General features: G+C 38.0%; 17 protein-coding genes. 1 reads left to right on the plus strand and 16 read right to left on the minus strand.

Annotation, left to right across the window (positions count from 1 at the left end; genetic code table 11):
* From glyQ to rpsU, 8 genes are all read right to left on the minus strand, one after another.
* Positions 1 to 918 carry a glycine--tRNA ligase subunit alpha gene (glyQ, locus tag ABF682_RS04720; protein ID WP_289977057.1) on the minus strand — a complete coding sequence of 306 codons (918 nt, stop codon included), beginning with the start codon at positions 916 to 918 and terminating at the stop codon, positions 1 to 3.
* A gap of 298 nt (positions 919 to 1,216) precedes the next feature.
* A complete protein-coding gene (gene recO, locus ABF682_RS04725; protein ID WP_289977058.1) occupies positions 1,217 to 2,017 on the minus strand; it encodes a DNA repair protein RecO in 801 nt (266 codons plus the stop codon).
* A gap of 32 nt (positions 2,018 to 2,049) precedes the next feature.
* A complete protein-coding gene (gene era / locus ABF682_RS04730; protein ID WP_415619146.1) occupies positions 2,050 to 2,952 on the minus strand; it encodes a GTPase Era in 903 nt (300 codons plus the stop codon).
* Between the two features lie 12 nt (positions 2,953 to 2,964).
* Positions 2,965 to 3,366, minus strand: a complete 402-nt coding sequence (locus ABF682_RS04735) for a diacylglycerol kinase family protein (RefSeq protein WP_289977060.1) — start codon at positions 3,364 to 3,366, stop codon at positions 2,965 to 2,967.
* Positions 3,350 to 3,829, minus strand: a complete 480-nt coding sequence (ybeY, locus tag ABF682_RS04740) for an rRNA maturation RNase YbeY (RefSeq protein ID WP_289977061.1) — start codon at positions 3,827 to 3,829, stop codon at positions 3,350 to 3,352. Before ybeY ends, ABF682_RS04735 begins: the two co-directional genes overlap by 17 nt.
* A gap of 4 nt (positions 3,830 to 3,833) precedes the next feature.
* A complete protein-coding gene (locus ABF682_RS04745; protein ID WP_415619147.1) occupies positions 3,834 to 4,811 on the minus strand; it encodes a PhoH family protein in 978 nt (325 codons plus the stop codon).
* 306 nt (positions 4,812 to 5,117) lie between these two features.
* Positions 5,118 to 5,561 carry a GatB/YqeY domain-containing protein gene (locus tag ABF682_RS04750; RefSeq protein ID WP_289977064.1) on the minus strand — a complete coding sequence of 148 codons (444 nt, stop codon included), beginning with the start codon at positions 5,559 to 5,561 and terminating at the stop codon, positions 5,118 to 5,120.
* A 22-nt stretch (positions 5,562 to 5,583) separates the two neighbouring features.
* Positions 5,584 to 5,769, minus strand: coding sequence for a 30S ribosomal protein S21 (gene rpsU, locus ABF682_RS04755; RefSeq protein WP_003690207.1), 186 nt, complete (start codon positions 5,767 to 5,769; stop codon positions 5,584 to 5,586).
* Between the two features lie 220 nt (positions 5,770 to 5,989).
* Here rpsU and ABF682_RS04760 point away from each other — a divergent pair, with 220 nt between their 5' ends.
* On the plus strand, positions 5,990 to 6,799 hold the full coding sequence (locus ABF682_RS04760; protein WP_415619148.1) for a pyruvate, water dikinase regulatory protein: 810 nt from the start codon (positions 5,990 to 5,992) through the stop codon (positions 6,797 to 6,799).
* 188 nt (positions 6,800 to 6,987) lie between these two features.
* Here the strand turns inward: ABF682_RS04760 and ABF682_RS04765 are convergent, their stop codons facing one another.
* The 8 genes from ABF682_RS04765 to dtd form a co-directional block, all read right to left on the minus strand.
* The gene (locus tag ABF682_RS04765; RefSeq protein ID WP_289977097.1) at positions 6,988 to 7,890 is read right to left on the minus strand and encodes a deoxyribonuclease IV; all 903 of its coding nucleotides are present in this window, start codon (positions 7,888 to 7,890) and stop codon (positions 6,988 to 6,990) included.
* A 19-nt stretch (positions 7,891 to 7,909) separates the two neighbouring features.
* On the minus strand, positions 7,910 to 8,785 hold the full coding sequence (locus tag ABF682_RS04770; protein WP_289977100.1) for a YitT family protein: 876 nt from the start codon (positions 8,783 to 8,785) through the stop codon (positions 7,910 to 7,912).
* A 35-nt stretch (positions 8,786 to 8,820) separates the two neighbouring features.
* Complete coding sequence (gene msrA, locus ABF682_RS04775; RefSeq protein WP_289977102.1) at positions 8,821 to 9,339, minus strand: peptide-methionine (S)-S-oxide reductase MsrA; 519 nt, start codon at positions 9,337 to 9,339, stop codon at positions 8,821 to 8,823.
* Positions 9,340 to 9,550: 211 nt separating this feature from the next.
* Positions 9,551 to 11,311, minus strand: a complete 1,761-nt coding sequence (gene aspS / locus ABF682_RS04780; RefSeq protein WP_415619149.1) for an aspartate--tRNA ligase — start codon at positions 11,309 to 11,311, stop codon at positions 9,551 to 9,553.
* Positions 11,312 to 11,319: 8 nt separating this feature from the next.
* Entirely contained in the window at positions 11,320 to 12,621 is a 1,302-nt protein-coding gene (hisS, locus tag ABF682_RS04785) for a histidine--tRNA ligase (RefSeq protein WP_415619150.1), read from the minus strand.
* Between the two features lie 302 nt (positions 12,622 to 12,923).
* A complete protein-coding gene (locus ABF682_RS04790) occupies positions 12,924 to 13,781 on the minus strand; it encodes an N-acetylmuramoyl-L-alanine amidase (RefSeq protein ID WP_415619151.1) in 858 nt (285 codons plus the stop codon).
* Positions 13,782 to 13,858: 77 nt separating this feature from the next.
* Positions 13,859 to 14,821 carry an alpha/beta hydrolase gene (locus ABF682_RS04795; RefSeq protein WP_415619152.1) on the minus strand — a complete coding sequence of 321 codons (963 nt, stop codon included), beginning with the start codon at positions 14,819 to 14,821 and terminating at the stop codon, positions 13,859 to 13,861.
* A gap of 13 nt (positions 14,822 to 14,834) precedes the next feature.
* Entirely contained in the window at positions 14,835 to 15,284 is a 450-nt protein-coding gene (dtd, locus tag ABF682_RS04800) for a D-aminoacyl-tRNA deacylase (protein ID WP_415619153.1), read from the minus strand.
* Positions 15,285 to 15,287 lie beyond the last annotated feature (3 nt).

A 15,287-nucleotide genomic window follows, 5' to 3' on the forward strand; every position in this document is an offset into this window, starting at 1 on the left:
TTATTTGTCCTCCTTTAATAAACTTCGACGCAGTTTTTCGTCTTTAACCAATGGAAATCCCAATTTTTTACGTTCTGCCACGAATGCTTTTGCGACATCTTTCGCCATATTTCTAATACGGGCTAAATAACCAGCACGTTCCGTTACTGAAACAGCACCTCTTGCATCTAACAAGTTAAAAGTATGACTGCATTTCAAAACATAGTCGTATGCAGGATGGACAAGTCCATTTTTTATTTGTTTTTTTGCCTCTTCTTCGTATGCATCAAAGAAGTTAAGCAGCATTTCTTGATTACTTTCTTCAAATGAATACTTTGAATGCTCATATTCAGGCTCACCGAATATATCGCCATACTTAACACCATCTGCCCATTCTAAATCAAAGACAGAATTAACATCTTGAATATATGACGACAAACGTTCTAAGCCATACGTAACCTCTGCAGCAACGGGTCGAACTTCAAGCCCACCAACTTGTTGGAAGTAAGTAAATTGTGTAATTTCCATTCCATCTAACCAGACTTCCCAACCAACACCGGCACAACCCATTGAAGGGTTTTCCCAGTTATCTTCAACAAAACGGATATCGTGCTCTTGGGGGTCGACTCCCAGAGCACGCAAACTATCAAGATATAATTCCTGAATATTAGAAGGTGAGGGCTTCATGATTACTTGGAATTGATGATGTTGATATAAACGATTCGGGTTTTCACCATAACGGCCATCTGCGGGTCTTCTAGATGGTTCAACATAGGCTGCATTCCAAGGTTCAGGCCCAATTGCACGCAAAAATGTGTAGGGACTCATCGTACCTGCACCTTTCTCAGTATCATAGGATTGCATCAACATGCATCCTTGTTTTGACCAAAATTGCTGTAAAGTCAAGATAATATCTTGTAAGGCTAACTTCTTTGACATATTTTTCCTCCTAATTTTACCATTTATCTACTGAAAATGGTCTGGACACAAAAAAGCCTATATAACCACAATCAGCGGTTACATAGGGACGATTTCTATTAATCGCGGTTCCACCCTACTTCTAGCATACACTAGCAGCTTCATTCATGTTATGAAGATTCCAAAAATGCCAATGTCAAATCTCATTTGTCCGCTCACACTAACCCGAACTCGCTGCTAAACAAAATATAGACACCCTTTTTCATCATTACCTTCACATTTATCTACCAAGTAAGAATAGTCGTTTACATGCTTTTTGTCAATCCTTAGTTTGCTTCTCTTGCTGATTGTGCAAAATTTCTTTCGGCCATTTTTCCATCTCATCAATAAAATGTTTGGCTTTGATATTAACACCAACCTCATTGTTATATATTTGGTCAAGAGCAGCTCGTAAATTCTTCTTGGTATTGTCTTTAACATTAATATTGCCAATCTTTAAAATATCAACTGCACTGAATTGCCTCAAGAAGAAAATAGTTCTTTTATCCAAATGCATTCTCTGTGGATCCACGTGCCAATGGTTTCGGCATAATAAGCCACCCAAGCTCTGCGAAAAATCAAATTCCCCCTGATTTTCGGCACAGACTACACAATTTGCTAGATTTGGCTTAACACCAAAAAAGCCGAGCATTTGCACCTCAATCATATTAGTCAGAATTGCTGCATCAATCCCATCGTCAATCAACTTTAATACATGTACCAATTTTTCATACCAGATATTTAGTGGAACTGCATCTCCAAAGGCAACTTCTCCAAGCCCAAGGATATATGAAGCATAAGCATTCAGCACAATGTCGTTGCAAATGGTTTGGAACTGTTTAACTTCCTTCACTGCAGAGATAAAAGAAAGCCCACTATCATTGATTGTTCCAATAAAGGTTGCCGAAGTGAACGGTAAGATAGCAGCAGCCAACTTAAATCCCCTTTTTCTTGCACCCCTTACGAAAAACATTTTGAATCCATAGTGATCTGTCAGAATCTTAACCAGCATATCTCGTTCACGATAATCCTTGCGATAAACAACGATTCCGGAAAATTCAGCCATTTTAGTGGTTCCCACAGATCTCACCTCAGTATTCATAAAATTATCTTTTAATAGTCATCTTGCTTATAACCAAGTGCTTGCAAATCGGCCTTCTTGTCTTTCCAGTTAGGCTGGACCTTTACCCAAAGTTCAAGATAAACTTTATCACCAAGCAGCTTTTCTATTCCCTTGCGTGCTCTTGTTCCAATTGTCTTAAGCATCTTGCCGCCTTTGCCAATCAGAATACCCTTTTGTGATGAACGTTCAACAATAATCGTCGCCTGTACCAAGACTTTCTCTTCATCTTCGCGCCTAATTCGTTCAACAACCACTGCTACAGAATGAGGAACTTCTTCATGCGTCAAATCTAAGACCTGTTCACGAATCAATTCACCTGCAATAAAACGTTCTGGATGATCAGTTATCTGGTCATCAGGATAAAATTGCGGCCCTTCTGGAAGCATATTGCTGACTGTACTGACTAATTCTGGGCAATTAATACCTTGCAATGCAGAAATAGGATACACTTCAGTAAAATCTAACTCTTCGCGGTAGCTTTCGACAATGCCTAGGAGTGCATCTGGATGAATTTTATCAATTTTATTAATTACCAAGAAAATTGGCTGTTTAACTTGTTTCAACCGCTTAATGATAAATTCGTCTCCACGTCCTTTTTTCTCGGTTGCATTAACCATGAAGATTACAGCATCGACTTCATTTAAAGTTGACAATGCCGATTCAACCATAAAATCTCCCAGACGACTATGAGGTTTATGAATTCCCGGGGTATCAATGAATACAATTTGTGTCTCATCGGTTGTATAGATTCCCTGAATTTTATTTCGTGTTGTTTGTGCTTTATCACTCATAATCGCAATTTTTTCACCGATTACTTGATTTAAAAAAGTCGACTTACCAACGTTTGGCCGTCCGATTATTGCAATAAAACCAGAATGTTTTTTTGTTTGCATTTAATATCCTTTCTAAGAAAAAAATACATGCCATAGATAAGGCAAGAAGATTGTGAGTCCAACAACTAAAGAAAATAATGAAGCAATTAGTACAGCTCCCGCAGCAATATCCTTTGCTTTTTTCGCCAACTGATTGCTTTGCGTTCCAACAATCAGGTCAACCACATTTTCAATCGCAGTATTAATCAGTTCACATACTAAAACAATAGTAATACTCAAACCAAGCCATAACCATTCAATCATGGTAACTCTAAAAATTAAGGCGGCAAGGATTACCAAAACTGTCATGACAGAATGAAAACGCAAATTACGCTCCTCTTTCCAAGCAGTCTTTAAGCCCTGATATGCATGACAAAAAGATACCCAAAAATGATGATGTTTCCAGTTAGCAGCACGTTTATTTTTTAAGTCCATAGGCATCCAAAATCTCACGTTGTAGTCCAAACATGACTTCTTCATCTTCCTTACGCATGTGATCATATCCGTTCAAATGTAAAAAGCCATGAACAACTAAGAATCCAAGCTCACGTTCTTCAGAATGCTCAAGATATTCCGCTTGCTCCTTGACTTTATCCATTGAAACCATAATATCACCAATATTTTTGGGAACATCGAATTCTTCATCATCAGGAAGAATTATTGGTAAATCATCTTCACTAGTTTCTTCAATCGCAAAACTAATAACATCGGTTGGCTTATCAACACCACGATATTGTTTATTTATTTCATGTATTCGCGGGTTATCCATCAAAGTGACTGACATTTCTGTGTCATCAGGCAGCTTAATATATTTCCCAGCATACTCCAATACATTCTTCACCAGCTCAATTCTTTCTTCAGAAACTTTATCTGTTTCATCAAAAACCTCTAAATCCATTAATTTAACCCTCTTCTTCACCTTGTTTTGAATATGCATCAATTATTTCTGCAACCACAGGATGACGTACAATGTCAGCCGCATCAAAATTAACAAAACTAATATGAGGCCGTCCTACCAATATCTTCTCCGCATCTACGAGTCCACTCTGATTGTGCCCCTTTGGTAGATCAATTTGCGTCTTATCACCATTGACAACCATCTTAGAACCAAATCCAAGTCTCGTAAGAAACATTTTCATTTGTGCTCGTGTTGTATTTTGTGCCTCATCTAGAATTACAAAAGCATTCTCAAGCGTACGACCACGCATATAGGCAAGCGGCGCAATTTCGATGATTCCACGATCTAACAAGCGCTCAGTGTGCTCCTTACCTAAAACACTATACAGAGCATCATAAATTGGGCGCAGATAAGGATCAACCTTTTCTTTTAAATCACCTGGCAAAAAGCCAAGTGATTCACCAGCCTCAACCGCAGGCCTTGTTAAAATAATTCGTTCAACTTCATTCTTTTTTAATGCAGCCACGGCCATGACAACAGCTAAAAAAGTCTTACCTGTTCCAGCAGGCCCAATTCCAAAAACCAAGTCATTATTAGTGATTGCCTGCACGTATTGGCGCTGGCCGTAATTCTTAACTCTAATTGGCTTCTTTTTTTGGTCTCTTAAAAGTATATCAGTGTATAAATCCTGAAAGTATGTCAATGTACCTCGCTTTGCCATCTTGATAGCTGACAAAACATCGGTACTGTTAATTGCAACTCCTTGACTTAGCAAATCACTTAATTGTTTCAAAATCGCTATGGTCTTATCAACTGACTCCGATGAACCGCTAATCTTGATAACTTCACCAAAAGGCTTAACAACAACCGCTTCGCTTTCTTCAAGCAACTTGATATACTTATCATGAGTACCCAATAGCGCAACACTTTGCTGTGGATCCTCTAATCTGAATTCCTTCTCAACTAATTGTTCTTCCGTCAATCCGCATGGGCTCCTTCAAATAACCATATTATGCTTAAATCATAGCATAAATCCATTATCTAATAAAGTCCACTAGTCTATATAAGACCAAAGCGAAATGAATCATCACAATACATATTGCAAGTCTTCGAATACTACCTTAAAAATTGAGAATTGTAAAATATTTTCAGTCATATATGAATTGATACTTAGCAGTAAGAAGACAATCTTTGTAGAACATATTTAATTAAAAGGTGATACAAACTGCAAAAAAATTGTACCAAAACCGAAGTTTCAGTACAACCTTTTCTACTAACTATATCTACATTAGTTCAATAATGATTTTACAACTGAGTTAACAATCTTCCCATCAGCTTGACCCTTGAGTTTAGGCATAACTGCACCCATTACTTTACCAAAATCAGCTTTAGATGTTGCTCCAACTTGTCGAATCGTTTCTTCAACAATAGACTTTACATCGTCCTCACTAAGTTGCTCCGGCAAATAACGTTCGACAATCTCGATTTCCTTCTCAAGTGCAGGGACTAAATCGGTACGGTCAGCTGCTGTAAATTCATCAACTGAGTCCTTACGTTGCTTTAGTTCACGAGACAAGACACTAACTTCTTCATCAGAGGTCAAAGTACGACCAACCTTAATCTGTTCATTAGTTGCTGCAGCTTTTAGCATGCGGACAGTACTTAAGGTTTCTTTGTCGTGAGCCTTCATCGCAGTCTTCAAATCATTATTCAATGAATCAAGTAAGCTCATCAGTTCTACCCCTCCTTAGGAATTAGAAACGACGCTTGTTCTTACGCTTTCTTGCTGCTTCTGACTTTTTCTTACGTTTCACACTTGGCTTCTCGTAAAATTCACGCTTACGGTATTCTTGTAAAGTACCTGTTTTTGAAACGGTGCGTTTGAAGCGACGAAGAGCATCATCAAGAGATTCGTTTTTACGAACGACTGTCTTTGACATATTGTTTCCCTCCCTCCGAGCTTTAAAGTAACCGTCTAATCTTGTATAAAAACACAAATTTAATAACAGTTCCTAACTATTATACATAAACGTTGACAAACCGTCAATACACCAAATATAACATCTTGAAAAAATAATGAAATCGTTTCCTTTACGTGTGCTGTATTCATAATGTATAATTGGCTATAGTAATATCTATTAAATTTAAGGGGAATTTATAATGACACAAGATAAAAAAATGGCTATTTTTGTAATCTCAGACTCACTTGGTGAAACTGGCAATAACTTAGCTGAAGCCGCAACTGTCCAATTTCCAAACGTAAAATTTGAATATCAACGTTTTCCTTTGATAAAGACAACCTCACTTTTAGCAGGAATCCTTGAACAAGCAAAAAGATTGGATGCCTTTGTCGTACACACACTCGTTGGAGAAGGTTTGGCTTCTTATGTTAATGACTATTGTGCAGAAAACGAGCTCTGTGTGTTAGATGGAATGTCAAAAATTATCAATACAATCCAAACAAAAACAGGCGAAACTCCTTTATACCAATCTGGAAGAAACCATAAATTAAATGAAAATTATTTTAATCGTATTGAAGCGTTGGAATTTGCAGTTACTTATGATGATGGGAAAGACCCTGCAGGTTTTGAGAAAGCAGATATTGTTCTTTTAGGTGTTTCTAGGACTTCAAAGACCCCGCTTTCACTTTATTTAGCCAATAAAAATTATCGTGTTGCTAATCTTCCACTTGTTCCAAAAGCTGGTATCCCCAATGAGATTTGGAAAGTTGACCCCAAGAAAATTTTTGGTCTAACAAATGATCCAACAGTTCTCAACAACATTCGTCGTGAACGCATGATTACCTATGGACTGAATCCTGATACAAATTATTCTAATATGGAAAATATTGAAGCAGAATTAGCCTATGCGAATAAACTTTATAGAAAGATTGGTTGTCTGATTATTAATGTCTCAAATAAGTCAATTGAAGAAACTGCAACCTTAATCATAGAAAGCCTACCTCAATAACCTCTGCTTTAAAGGGAGTGTGACTTATGAAACACATTTATTCGTAATAAAAAGGTGGACTGGTCTAAAATTTAACTTTTGATCCCACCTTTTTATTTGTGATCAATAAAGCAATCTAAGATTAGTTCTAGGACTTCAAGTCTGGACTTTAAAAAGACGTTTCTTGCCTGATTAATTGAAGATTTTACTTATTGTTTCCCTTTTTGTGCAAAGACCTTCTCTTGCATTTGGGGATCAAATGTTTGTTCTTCAAACATTTTAATCTCAAAACCATATGGGGCATACTGATTCTTCTTATCGGGTCCGACATACGGAGTTTCCATAATCTTTGGTACATCAACCAATGCTTCATGATGAACGATATAATTCAATGCATCGAAGCCAATTGTACCAAAGCCGATATTTTCATGCCGATCTTTGTGTGCGCCCATTTCATTCTTCGAATCATTCACATGAACAACTTTTAAACGGTCAAGCCCTATTATTTTATCAAACTGATTCAAGACACCATCGAAGTCTTCCTTGACATTGTATCCTGCGTCGCTTGTATGACAAGTATCAAAAGTAACTGACAACTTTTCATTGTATGTTACACCTGCAATCATCTGGGCAATTTCCTCGAAGGTTCTGCCTACTTCAGTACCCTTTCCTGCCATCGTCTCAATTGCAATTTGGAGAGTCTGCTTAGGTGTAATAACTTCATTAAACCCCTTTATAATATTCGCGATTGCGGCATCTGCCCCCGCACCAACATGAGCTCCTGGATGAAAAGTCATCTGCGTTGCCCCAAGTGCCTCCGCACGCTCAACTTCGGCTCTGAGAAAATCGACTGCGAAAGTAAAATTTTCGGGTTTCTTAGTGTTACCCAAATTAATAATATAAGGTGCATGAACAACAATATTACTTAAATTATGTTCTTTCATGTACGCATGTCCAGCTTCAATATTCATTTCTGAAATAGGTTTTCTTCTAGTATTTTGTGGTGCTCCTGTATAAATCATGAAGGTCGATGCCCCATAAGATTCGGCCTCTTTGGCTGAACCAAGAAGCATATCCTTTCCTTTCATTCCAACATGTGATCCAATTAACATCTTAATCCTCCTCTTAAATTTAAGGTTCGGGTTCATAAAAATGACCCATTATTTGTACATTTTCAGAAATACTTACAAAAGCATATGGATCAGACTCTTCCATCGCAGCTTTTAATTCTGCTTGCTCATATCTTGAAATAACAGTAAATAAAATTGATTTTTCATCATGCCGGTATGCACCTTCAGCACCATGTACAATTGTAATTCCACGCCTCATGTGGCTTTGAATGCAGTCAACCACACTCTTTGGCTTGTTAGTAACAATCATTACCTGCATCTTCTGCTGACGAGTATAAACCATATCCATAACACGTGCATTGATTACGATTCCAAGTGCTGAGTAGAATGCATAGGGCCACCCATAAACAGCCCCTGCAGCTAAAACTATCAATGCATTAAATGTCATATTAATTGTCCCTATACTTTTGCCAGTTTTCTTGCGCAAAGTCAGTCCAATAATATCTAAACCACCTGTTGAAATTCCATTTTTAAGTGCTAATCCCGTACCAAATCCATTGATTGCAGCTCCAAAAATCGCACAAATTATTGGATCCGTTGTCAGTGTGATTGGCTTTAATGACTTAATCATAATACTTGAACAGATAACCGCCAAAAAAGTAAAAAAAGTAAAACGGTGCCCAATATTCTTCCAAGCAATCAAAAACAGCGGTAAGTTCAATAGTAAAAGAAGTATCGCAGTTGATAAATGAACTGGTCCATATTGGCGTGTAAGAGTCTCAACCAACTGCGCTAATCCCGTAACACCAGACGAATAAATCTTACCTGGTGTCCAAAAAAAGTTCATCGCGATTGAAACTAAGATTCCATAAATAAATGCAGTAGAAGCTCGCGCAACATACTGGTGTCTTTTCCATATTCGCTGAAATTCATCCATTTATTTTTCTCTATTCTCCTCTTATTTAGGTGTCTTTATGAAAAGTGACTCTTGTATTCCATTCTGCCAATCTCTTCCATTGCAAAGCGCTCTGGATTTTTCTTATAGAAGTCTTGGTGATATTCTTCTGCCTTGTAAAATGGTTTAGCATCTTCAATTGAAGTAACAATTGGCTTGTTATATTTACCACTTTGCATCAGCTTCAAGCGTGAAGCTTGCGCAATTTCTTTTTGTTCATCATTTTTTGTAAATATTACTGGGCGATAACTATCTCCCCGATCTTGGAATTGTCCCATCGCATCTGTCGGGTCTGTCTGCTGCCAATAAATCTCTACTAATTTCTCATACGAAACGACCGCTGGATCAAAAGTTATTTCAACTGCTTCTGTGTGACCAGTTGTATGTGAACAAACTTGCTCATAAGTCGGATTTGAAACATGCCCACCAGTATATCCTGAAACCACTCTAATAATTCCAGGGTATTCATCAAATGGTTTTACCATACACCAGAAACAACCACCAGCAAATATTGCCGTATCAATCTTTTCGCTCATTGAAATTCCTCCTAGTAAATGTATAAAATAACCTATCTATTTTCATACTTCAATTGTTAATACTCCTAATTATGCTTTTAAAAAGGTAATTTGTAAAATAATTTACTGACAAAAAGAGGACTGGGTCAAAAATTAAATTTTGATCTAGCCTCCTTCTTGATTTCGTATAAACATATCTTGCATCCCATTAAGTCACACTTGTTGCTGCTAATTAATCCTCTATTGTTTCCAAGTGTAATTCATCTAGTTGCTTTGGCGCAACCGTACTTGGTGCATTAGTAAGCGGTTCAGATGCTTTTGAATTCTTTGGAAATGCAATAATCTCACGAATATTATCACGTTTGGCTAACAGCATTGCAAACCGATCTAATCCAATTGCTAAGCCGCCATGAGGTGGGAACCCGTAATCAAGCGCATCAATAAAGAAACCGAACTGTGCTTCTGCACTTTCTTTTGTAAATCCAAGTGCCTTAAACATTTTTTCTTGAATTTTCCGTTGATGAATACGAATTGACCCCCCACCCAATTCGTAACCATTCAACACGATATCATAACTTTGTGCATGTGCCTTATGGGGATTGGTATCTAGTAAAGCAACATCTTCTTCGTTAGGCATTGTGAATGGATGGTGAGCTGCAATGTATCTATGAAAGTCCTCACTATACTCAAACAGTGGCCAATCAACAACCCATAAAAATGCAAATTTACTTTCATCGATCATGTCTAATTCCTTAGCAATACTTGTACGTAAATATCCTAATGAAGCTGCAACAACATCTCTTGTATCGGCAACAAATAAGATTAAGTCTCCTACTTGAGCTTCCGCTGCTTCACACAAAACGGCCACGTTTTCATTGAAGAACTTAGCAATAGGTCCAGAAAACCCATCATCAGTTACCTTCAACCATGCCATCCCTTTTGCACCAAAACGTTTGATGTAATCTTGCTTGGCATCAATTTCTTTACGTGAGTATTTGTCTGCTCCACCTGGTACAGTAATTGCTTTAACTTGACCACCATTTTCAAGTGTGTTCTGAAATACCTTGAAATCAACATCTTTGACCGCACCCGCCATATTCTTCAATTCCATTCCAAAACGTACATCTGGCTTATCTGATCCAAAGCGATCCATTGCTTCGTTCCAAGTAATTCGCTTAAGCGGAAGTTCAATATCGATATCTAAAGTATCCTTCATGACACATTTCAACAAGCCCTCTGTTAAATCCTGAATTTCTTCAGCCGTCATAAACGAGGTCTCTAAGTCAATCTGTGTAAATTCTGGTTGACGATCCCCCCGCAAATCTTCGTCACGGAAACAACGTGCAATTTGATAATAGCGGTCAAACCCAGCACCCATCAATAGTTGTTTGAATAACTGTGGTGATTGTGGAAGTGCATAAAAATGTCCTGGATATACACGAGAAGGTACAAGGTAATCGCGTGCACCTTCAGGGGTCGACTTTGTCAAATATGGAGTTTCAATATCAATAAATTTATTTTCGTCAAGATAGCGATGAATCGATTGTGTAATTTTGCTGCGAAGAATCAAACCTCGCTGCATCTCAGGGCGACGCAAATCAAGATAGCGATACTTCAAGCGCAGATCGTCTGCAACATTGATACCATCTTCAATATAAAACGGTGGTGTTTTCGCCCTATTCAAGAGGTTAATCTCATGAACTTCAACTTCAAACTTACCTGTTGCCATTTTTGGATTGGTTGCATCTTCGCCACGATTTACAACCTTGCCAGTGACTTCAATTACATACTCGCTGCGCAGTTCATCGGCGACTTTAAGAGCAGCCTCGTCAAAAGCCTGACTAAATACTAATTGGACAATTCCCTCACGATCTCTCAAATCAATAAAAATTAAATTTCCAAGGTCACGTCGTTTTTGAACCCAGCCTTTCAAAGTCACATTTTTGCCTAAAAATGATTCATCTACTAGTCCACAATAAACTGTTCTCTCCATGTTATTCACTATTCTCCCTTTGTAGAATTGATGTTTTGTATAACTTCACCAAAATTTGTTTGAATATCTGAAAGATTCACTGTAACTTCTTGACCACTGGACATTTCTTTCAGATTTGCCTTACCTGCTGCAAGTTCCTCTTCACCAACTGTAAGCGTGTATTTAGCAGCTAAGCGACTAGCTGCTTTAAATTGACCTTTGGGTTTTCGTTCTAAATAGTCACGCTCCGCACTAAAACCCGCTTTACGAATCGCATGCACAAGTTTCATTGTTCCGGAAAGAGTCTGCTCTCCAATACCAACCACATAAACATCCAAACCATTATCCGTCTTTAACTCTATTCCCTCAGCATCCAAAATCAGTAGTAGTCGCTCCACACCGAGTCCGAAACCAATTCCTGGTGTTTCTGGTCCGCCTAATTGTTCAACAAGACCGTTATAACGGCCACCAGCACAAACTGTAGTCCATTTACCACCAAAAGCCTTAGAATCACTCATAATCTCAAAAATTGTATGATTATAATAATCAAGTCCGCGAACCATATTCGAGTCAATCTCATATGGTATTTCAAGTGTATCCAGCAGCAACTTGACCTTAGCAAAATGTTCTTGTGCGTCAGGAGTCAAATAATCAAGAATATCAGGTGCATCCGCAACAATTTTCTGATCATCTTGGTCTTTGCTGTCAAGAACACGTAATGGGTTTTTGTGGAGCCGTTCTTTTGAATCAGCACTTAGTTGCTCCTCAAATGGTTCAAGATACGCAACCAAAGCATTACGATAATTAGTCCGCGACTCGCTATCACCCAAAGTATTGATAGCAAGTTTCAACTTCTTTAAGCCAAAACTGCGTAAGAGTTCAACTGCCATTGACATCACTTCAACATCTAATGCTGGGTTGTCAACCCCAAACGCTTCAACTCCAATTTGATGAAACTCTCGTAACCTACCAGCCTGTGGTCGCTCATAACGAAACATCGGTCCCATGTAAAATATCTTGCACGGTTTTTGAATCTCTGGTCCATATAATTTGTTTTCAACATATGCGCGTACTACTCCTGCAGTTCCTTCGGGGCGTAATGTAATATGCCGTTCTCCCTTATCAAAGAAATCATACATCTCCTTTGTAACAATATCTGAAGTCTCACCTGAAGTACGAGAAAAGACCTCAAAACTTTCAAATATTGGTGTACGAATTTCATTATAACGATATTTATTAAATAGCTTGCGTGCTTTTTCTTCAACACTTTGCCATTTTTCAGATTCTCCAGGTACGATATCTGTCGTACCCTTTGGACGTTGATATTTCATTATTTACTCCTCCTCAATTTTTCACAGTTTAACTAAAAAAACCTTGCCGAAAAAATTCGACAAGGGTGCAAAACAGCACGGTACCACCTTAATTAGTTACTCATTTGGATAACGTTCCACAACGGTATGCATTGCACATACACCTCAAAAGTGTCTTTCGCTGCTTATCTTAGTGGGGCTTTCACCAATTGCTCCACTCTCTGCTTAAGAATTCTCAGCTACTCCTCTTCCATCCGGCTCTAATATACAATTATAAACATACTTTAATTTTACTACAAAGTCAAGATTTGCATCCAAAATAGCTAATTTTCAAAGTATTTTGTCAAACCCGTCACAACATCTGAAGAAATTGTATTTTGATAAGATTTAGCTTTAATCTGTGCAAAATCCCGCTCACTGTTGATATAACCCATTTCTAGCAGAATTGCTGGAAATTCATTGTCGCGAATGACCAAAAAATTGCCCACATCAATCCCACGATTGTCTAAACTTAATGTATTAAATTCAGAATTCACGGTCTTAGCTAAGCGATAAGACCATTTTTTATGATAGTAGTACGTTGTGACACCTGAAGCATCATTTGCAACTGGTGAAGAATCAAAATGAAAACTGATAAAAGCATCGGCATGTACTTTGTTTGAAAGTTTTGCTCTCGCTGACAATCCTACGTACTTATCTGAATCTCTAGTCATATAGACCTTTGCACCTTTTGCACGCAGCTTTGCGACTACTTTGCGTGCAACCTTCAAAGTATAGGTTTTCTCCATCTTACCGGCCGTGGACAGCGCACCTGAATCAGCGCCACCATGTCCTGGATCAATTACAATTGTAGCATTTGAAAGATTGCTTATCTTATTACGATTTTTTTTTGCTAAATTCCAATCGGCAATCCAACCAAATTGATTACTCACATCTTTAATATAAATCCAATGGTACTTCCTCCGAATTATTGTGACCCTCTGCTCTCTTTTTAAGGTGCTTTTCTTTGAGTATTCAGTCCCTGGTCCACTTCGTAAGGCAGTTTTTGTCGTCATAATAGTTACTTGTTGAAAGTATCCAAATGTTTTAGCAGCTAATATCGTAGTAAGAATGATTACAATTACTAGTAAAATTAAATTGCTTTTGTTTCTATATGTAAAAGATTTATTTTGCTTTCTCATCAACAGTTCCCCATCGCTCAAAATTACTCTTCAATTCAATTCATAAAGTGTCCCATCAAAGTCCCATATAAAGTCTTTCAAACTTGACTTTCTTCTTGCCTTCTCCTAATCCAATCAACCGCAGTGTTCATCGCTAAACGACAGGTATTCGTCTTATCTAATACATTATGTACCATAAATTCATGAATCGTTCCTTGAAACCTAATCTGTGTTACATCTCCTCCAGCATCACGCATTTTGCGGGCAAAGGACTCTGCTTCATCTCGGACAACATCAGCTTCAGCAGTGATTATCAATGTCTCTGGTAGCCCTCCAAGTGTTGCAAAATCTGCCTGTAAGGGGGAAATACTACTGCTCTGGGTATCAGTGTCAAATGCTAAATATTGTTCCCATGACCATTTCATCTGTTCACGAGTCAAATCGTAGCCGCCAGCAAATTGATGATATGAATTTGTATCAAAGGCCGCATTCATTACTGGACAAAATAACAAAATCTTATAAATTTTCTTGCCTGTGGTCTGCTGAACATGATAAGCCAAACAAGTTGCCAGCGTTCCGCCAGAATCATCACCAGATAACATTATCCGTGACAAATCCAATGGAAATTCTTCTGCTAATTCAGGAAGCCGTTTGTAGACTTCTTCTAGTTCAGCAAGTGCTTCAGGCGCTTTTGCTTCAGGTGCCAGCGAATATTCTGGAAAAACAACTGCAACATGTGCGCGACAAGCCAATTCTCGTACAAGCTTACTATGCGTTGCAATTCCACCAGAAATAAATTGCCCACCGTGAACATAAAAGAGTACTGGAACTTTTTCATTTTCAATGTTAGGCGGTAAAATCACATGGACCTCAATATTGTCAGCCCTGCTGATTGCCAAAAATTTTTTTTCAGCCGTCACTTCATGCAAATAGACCTTTGTCCTCTGTTCCAGTTCAAACCGTTCACGAATTACTTTAACTCCAAAAGTAGTTGGTACAAAAACATTTTCTCTTTTTCGGCTGAACTCCTGAGCTTCTTTTTCCAATGAAATTAAGCGCAATAGACTCTCCCCCTTATTTGAGATCATTGGTATCGTAAATAATGGTTACTGGCCCATCATTCGTCAGAATCACTTGCATATCAGCACCAAAGACCCCTGCTCTAACAATGATTCCTTCTTGACCCAAAGCCGCATTAAACATTGTGTAATTTTTCTTTGCCTCTTCTGGATTTTGTGCCGCAGTAAAACTTGGTCGATTGCCCTTCTTCAAAGCCGCATATAATGTAAATTGTGAGATAGACAGAATCTGCCCTTGAACTTGTCCAATGCTAAGATTCATTTTACCTTCGGCATCAGAAAAAACACGCAACTTGCTAATTTTATGAACTAAATATTTAATCTCAGCTAATCCATCACCTTCTGTGAAACCGACAAGCAATAAAAAGCCATTAGCTATTTCATTATATGTTTTATTATTAATTGTAACACTTGCTTGAGTAACTCTTTGGACTATAACTCTCACTTG

Source organism: Liquorilactobacillus sp., from assembly GCF_047719775.1.
Taxonomy (GTDB): Bacteria; Bacillota; Bacilli; order Lactobacillales; family Lactobacillaceae; genus Liquorilactobacillus.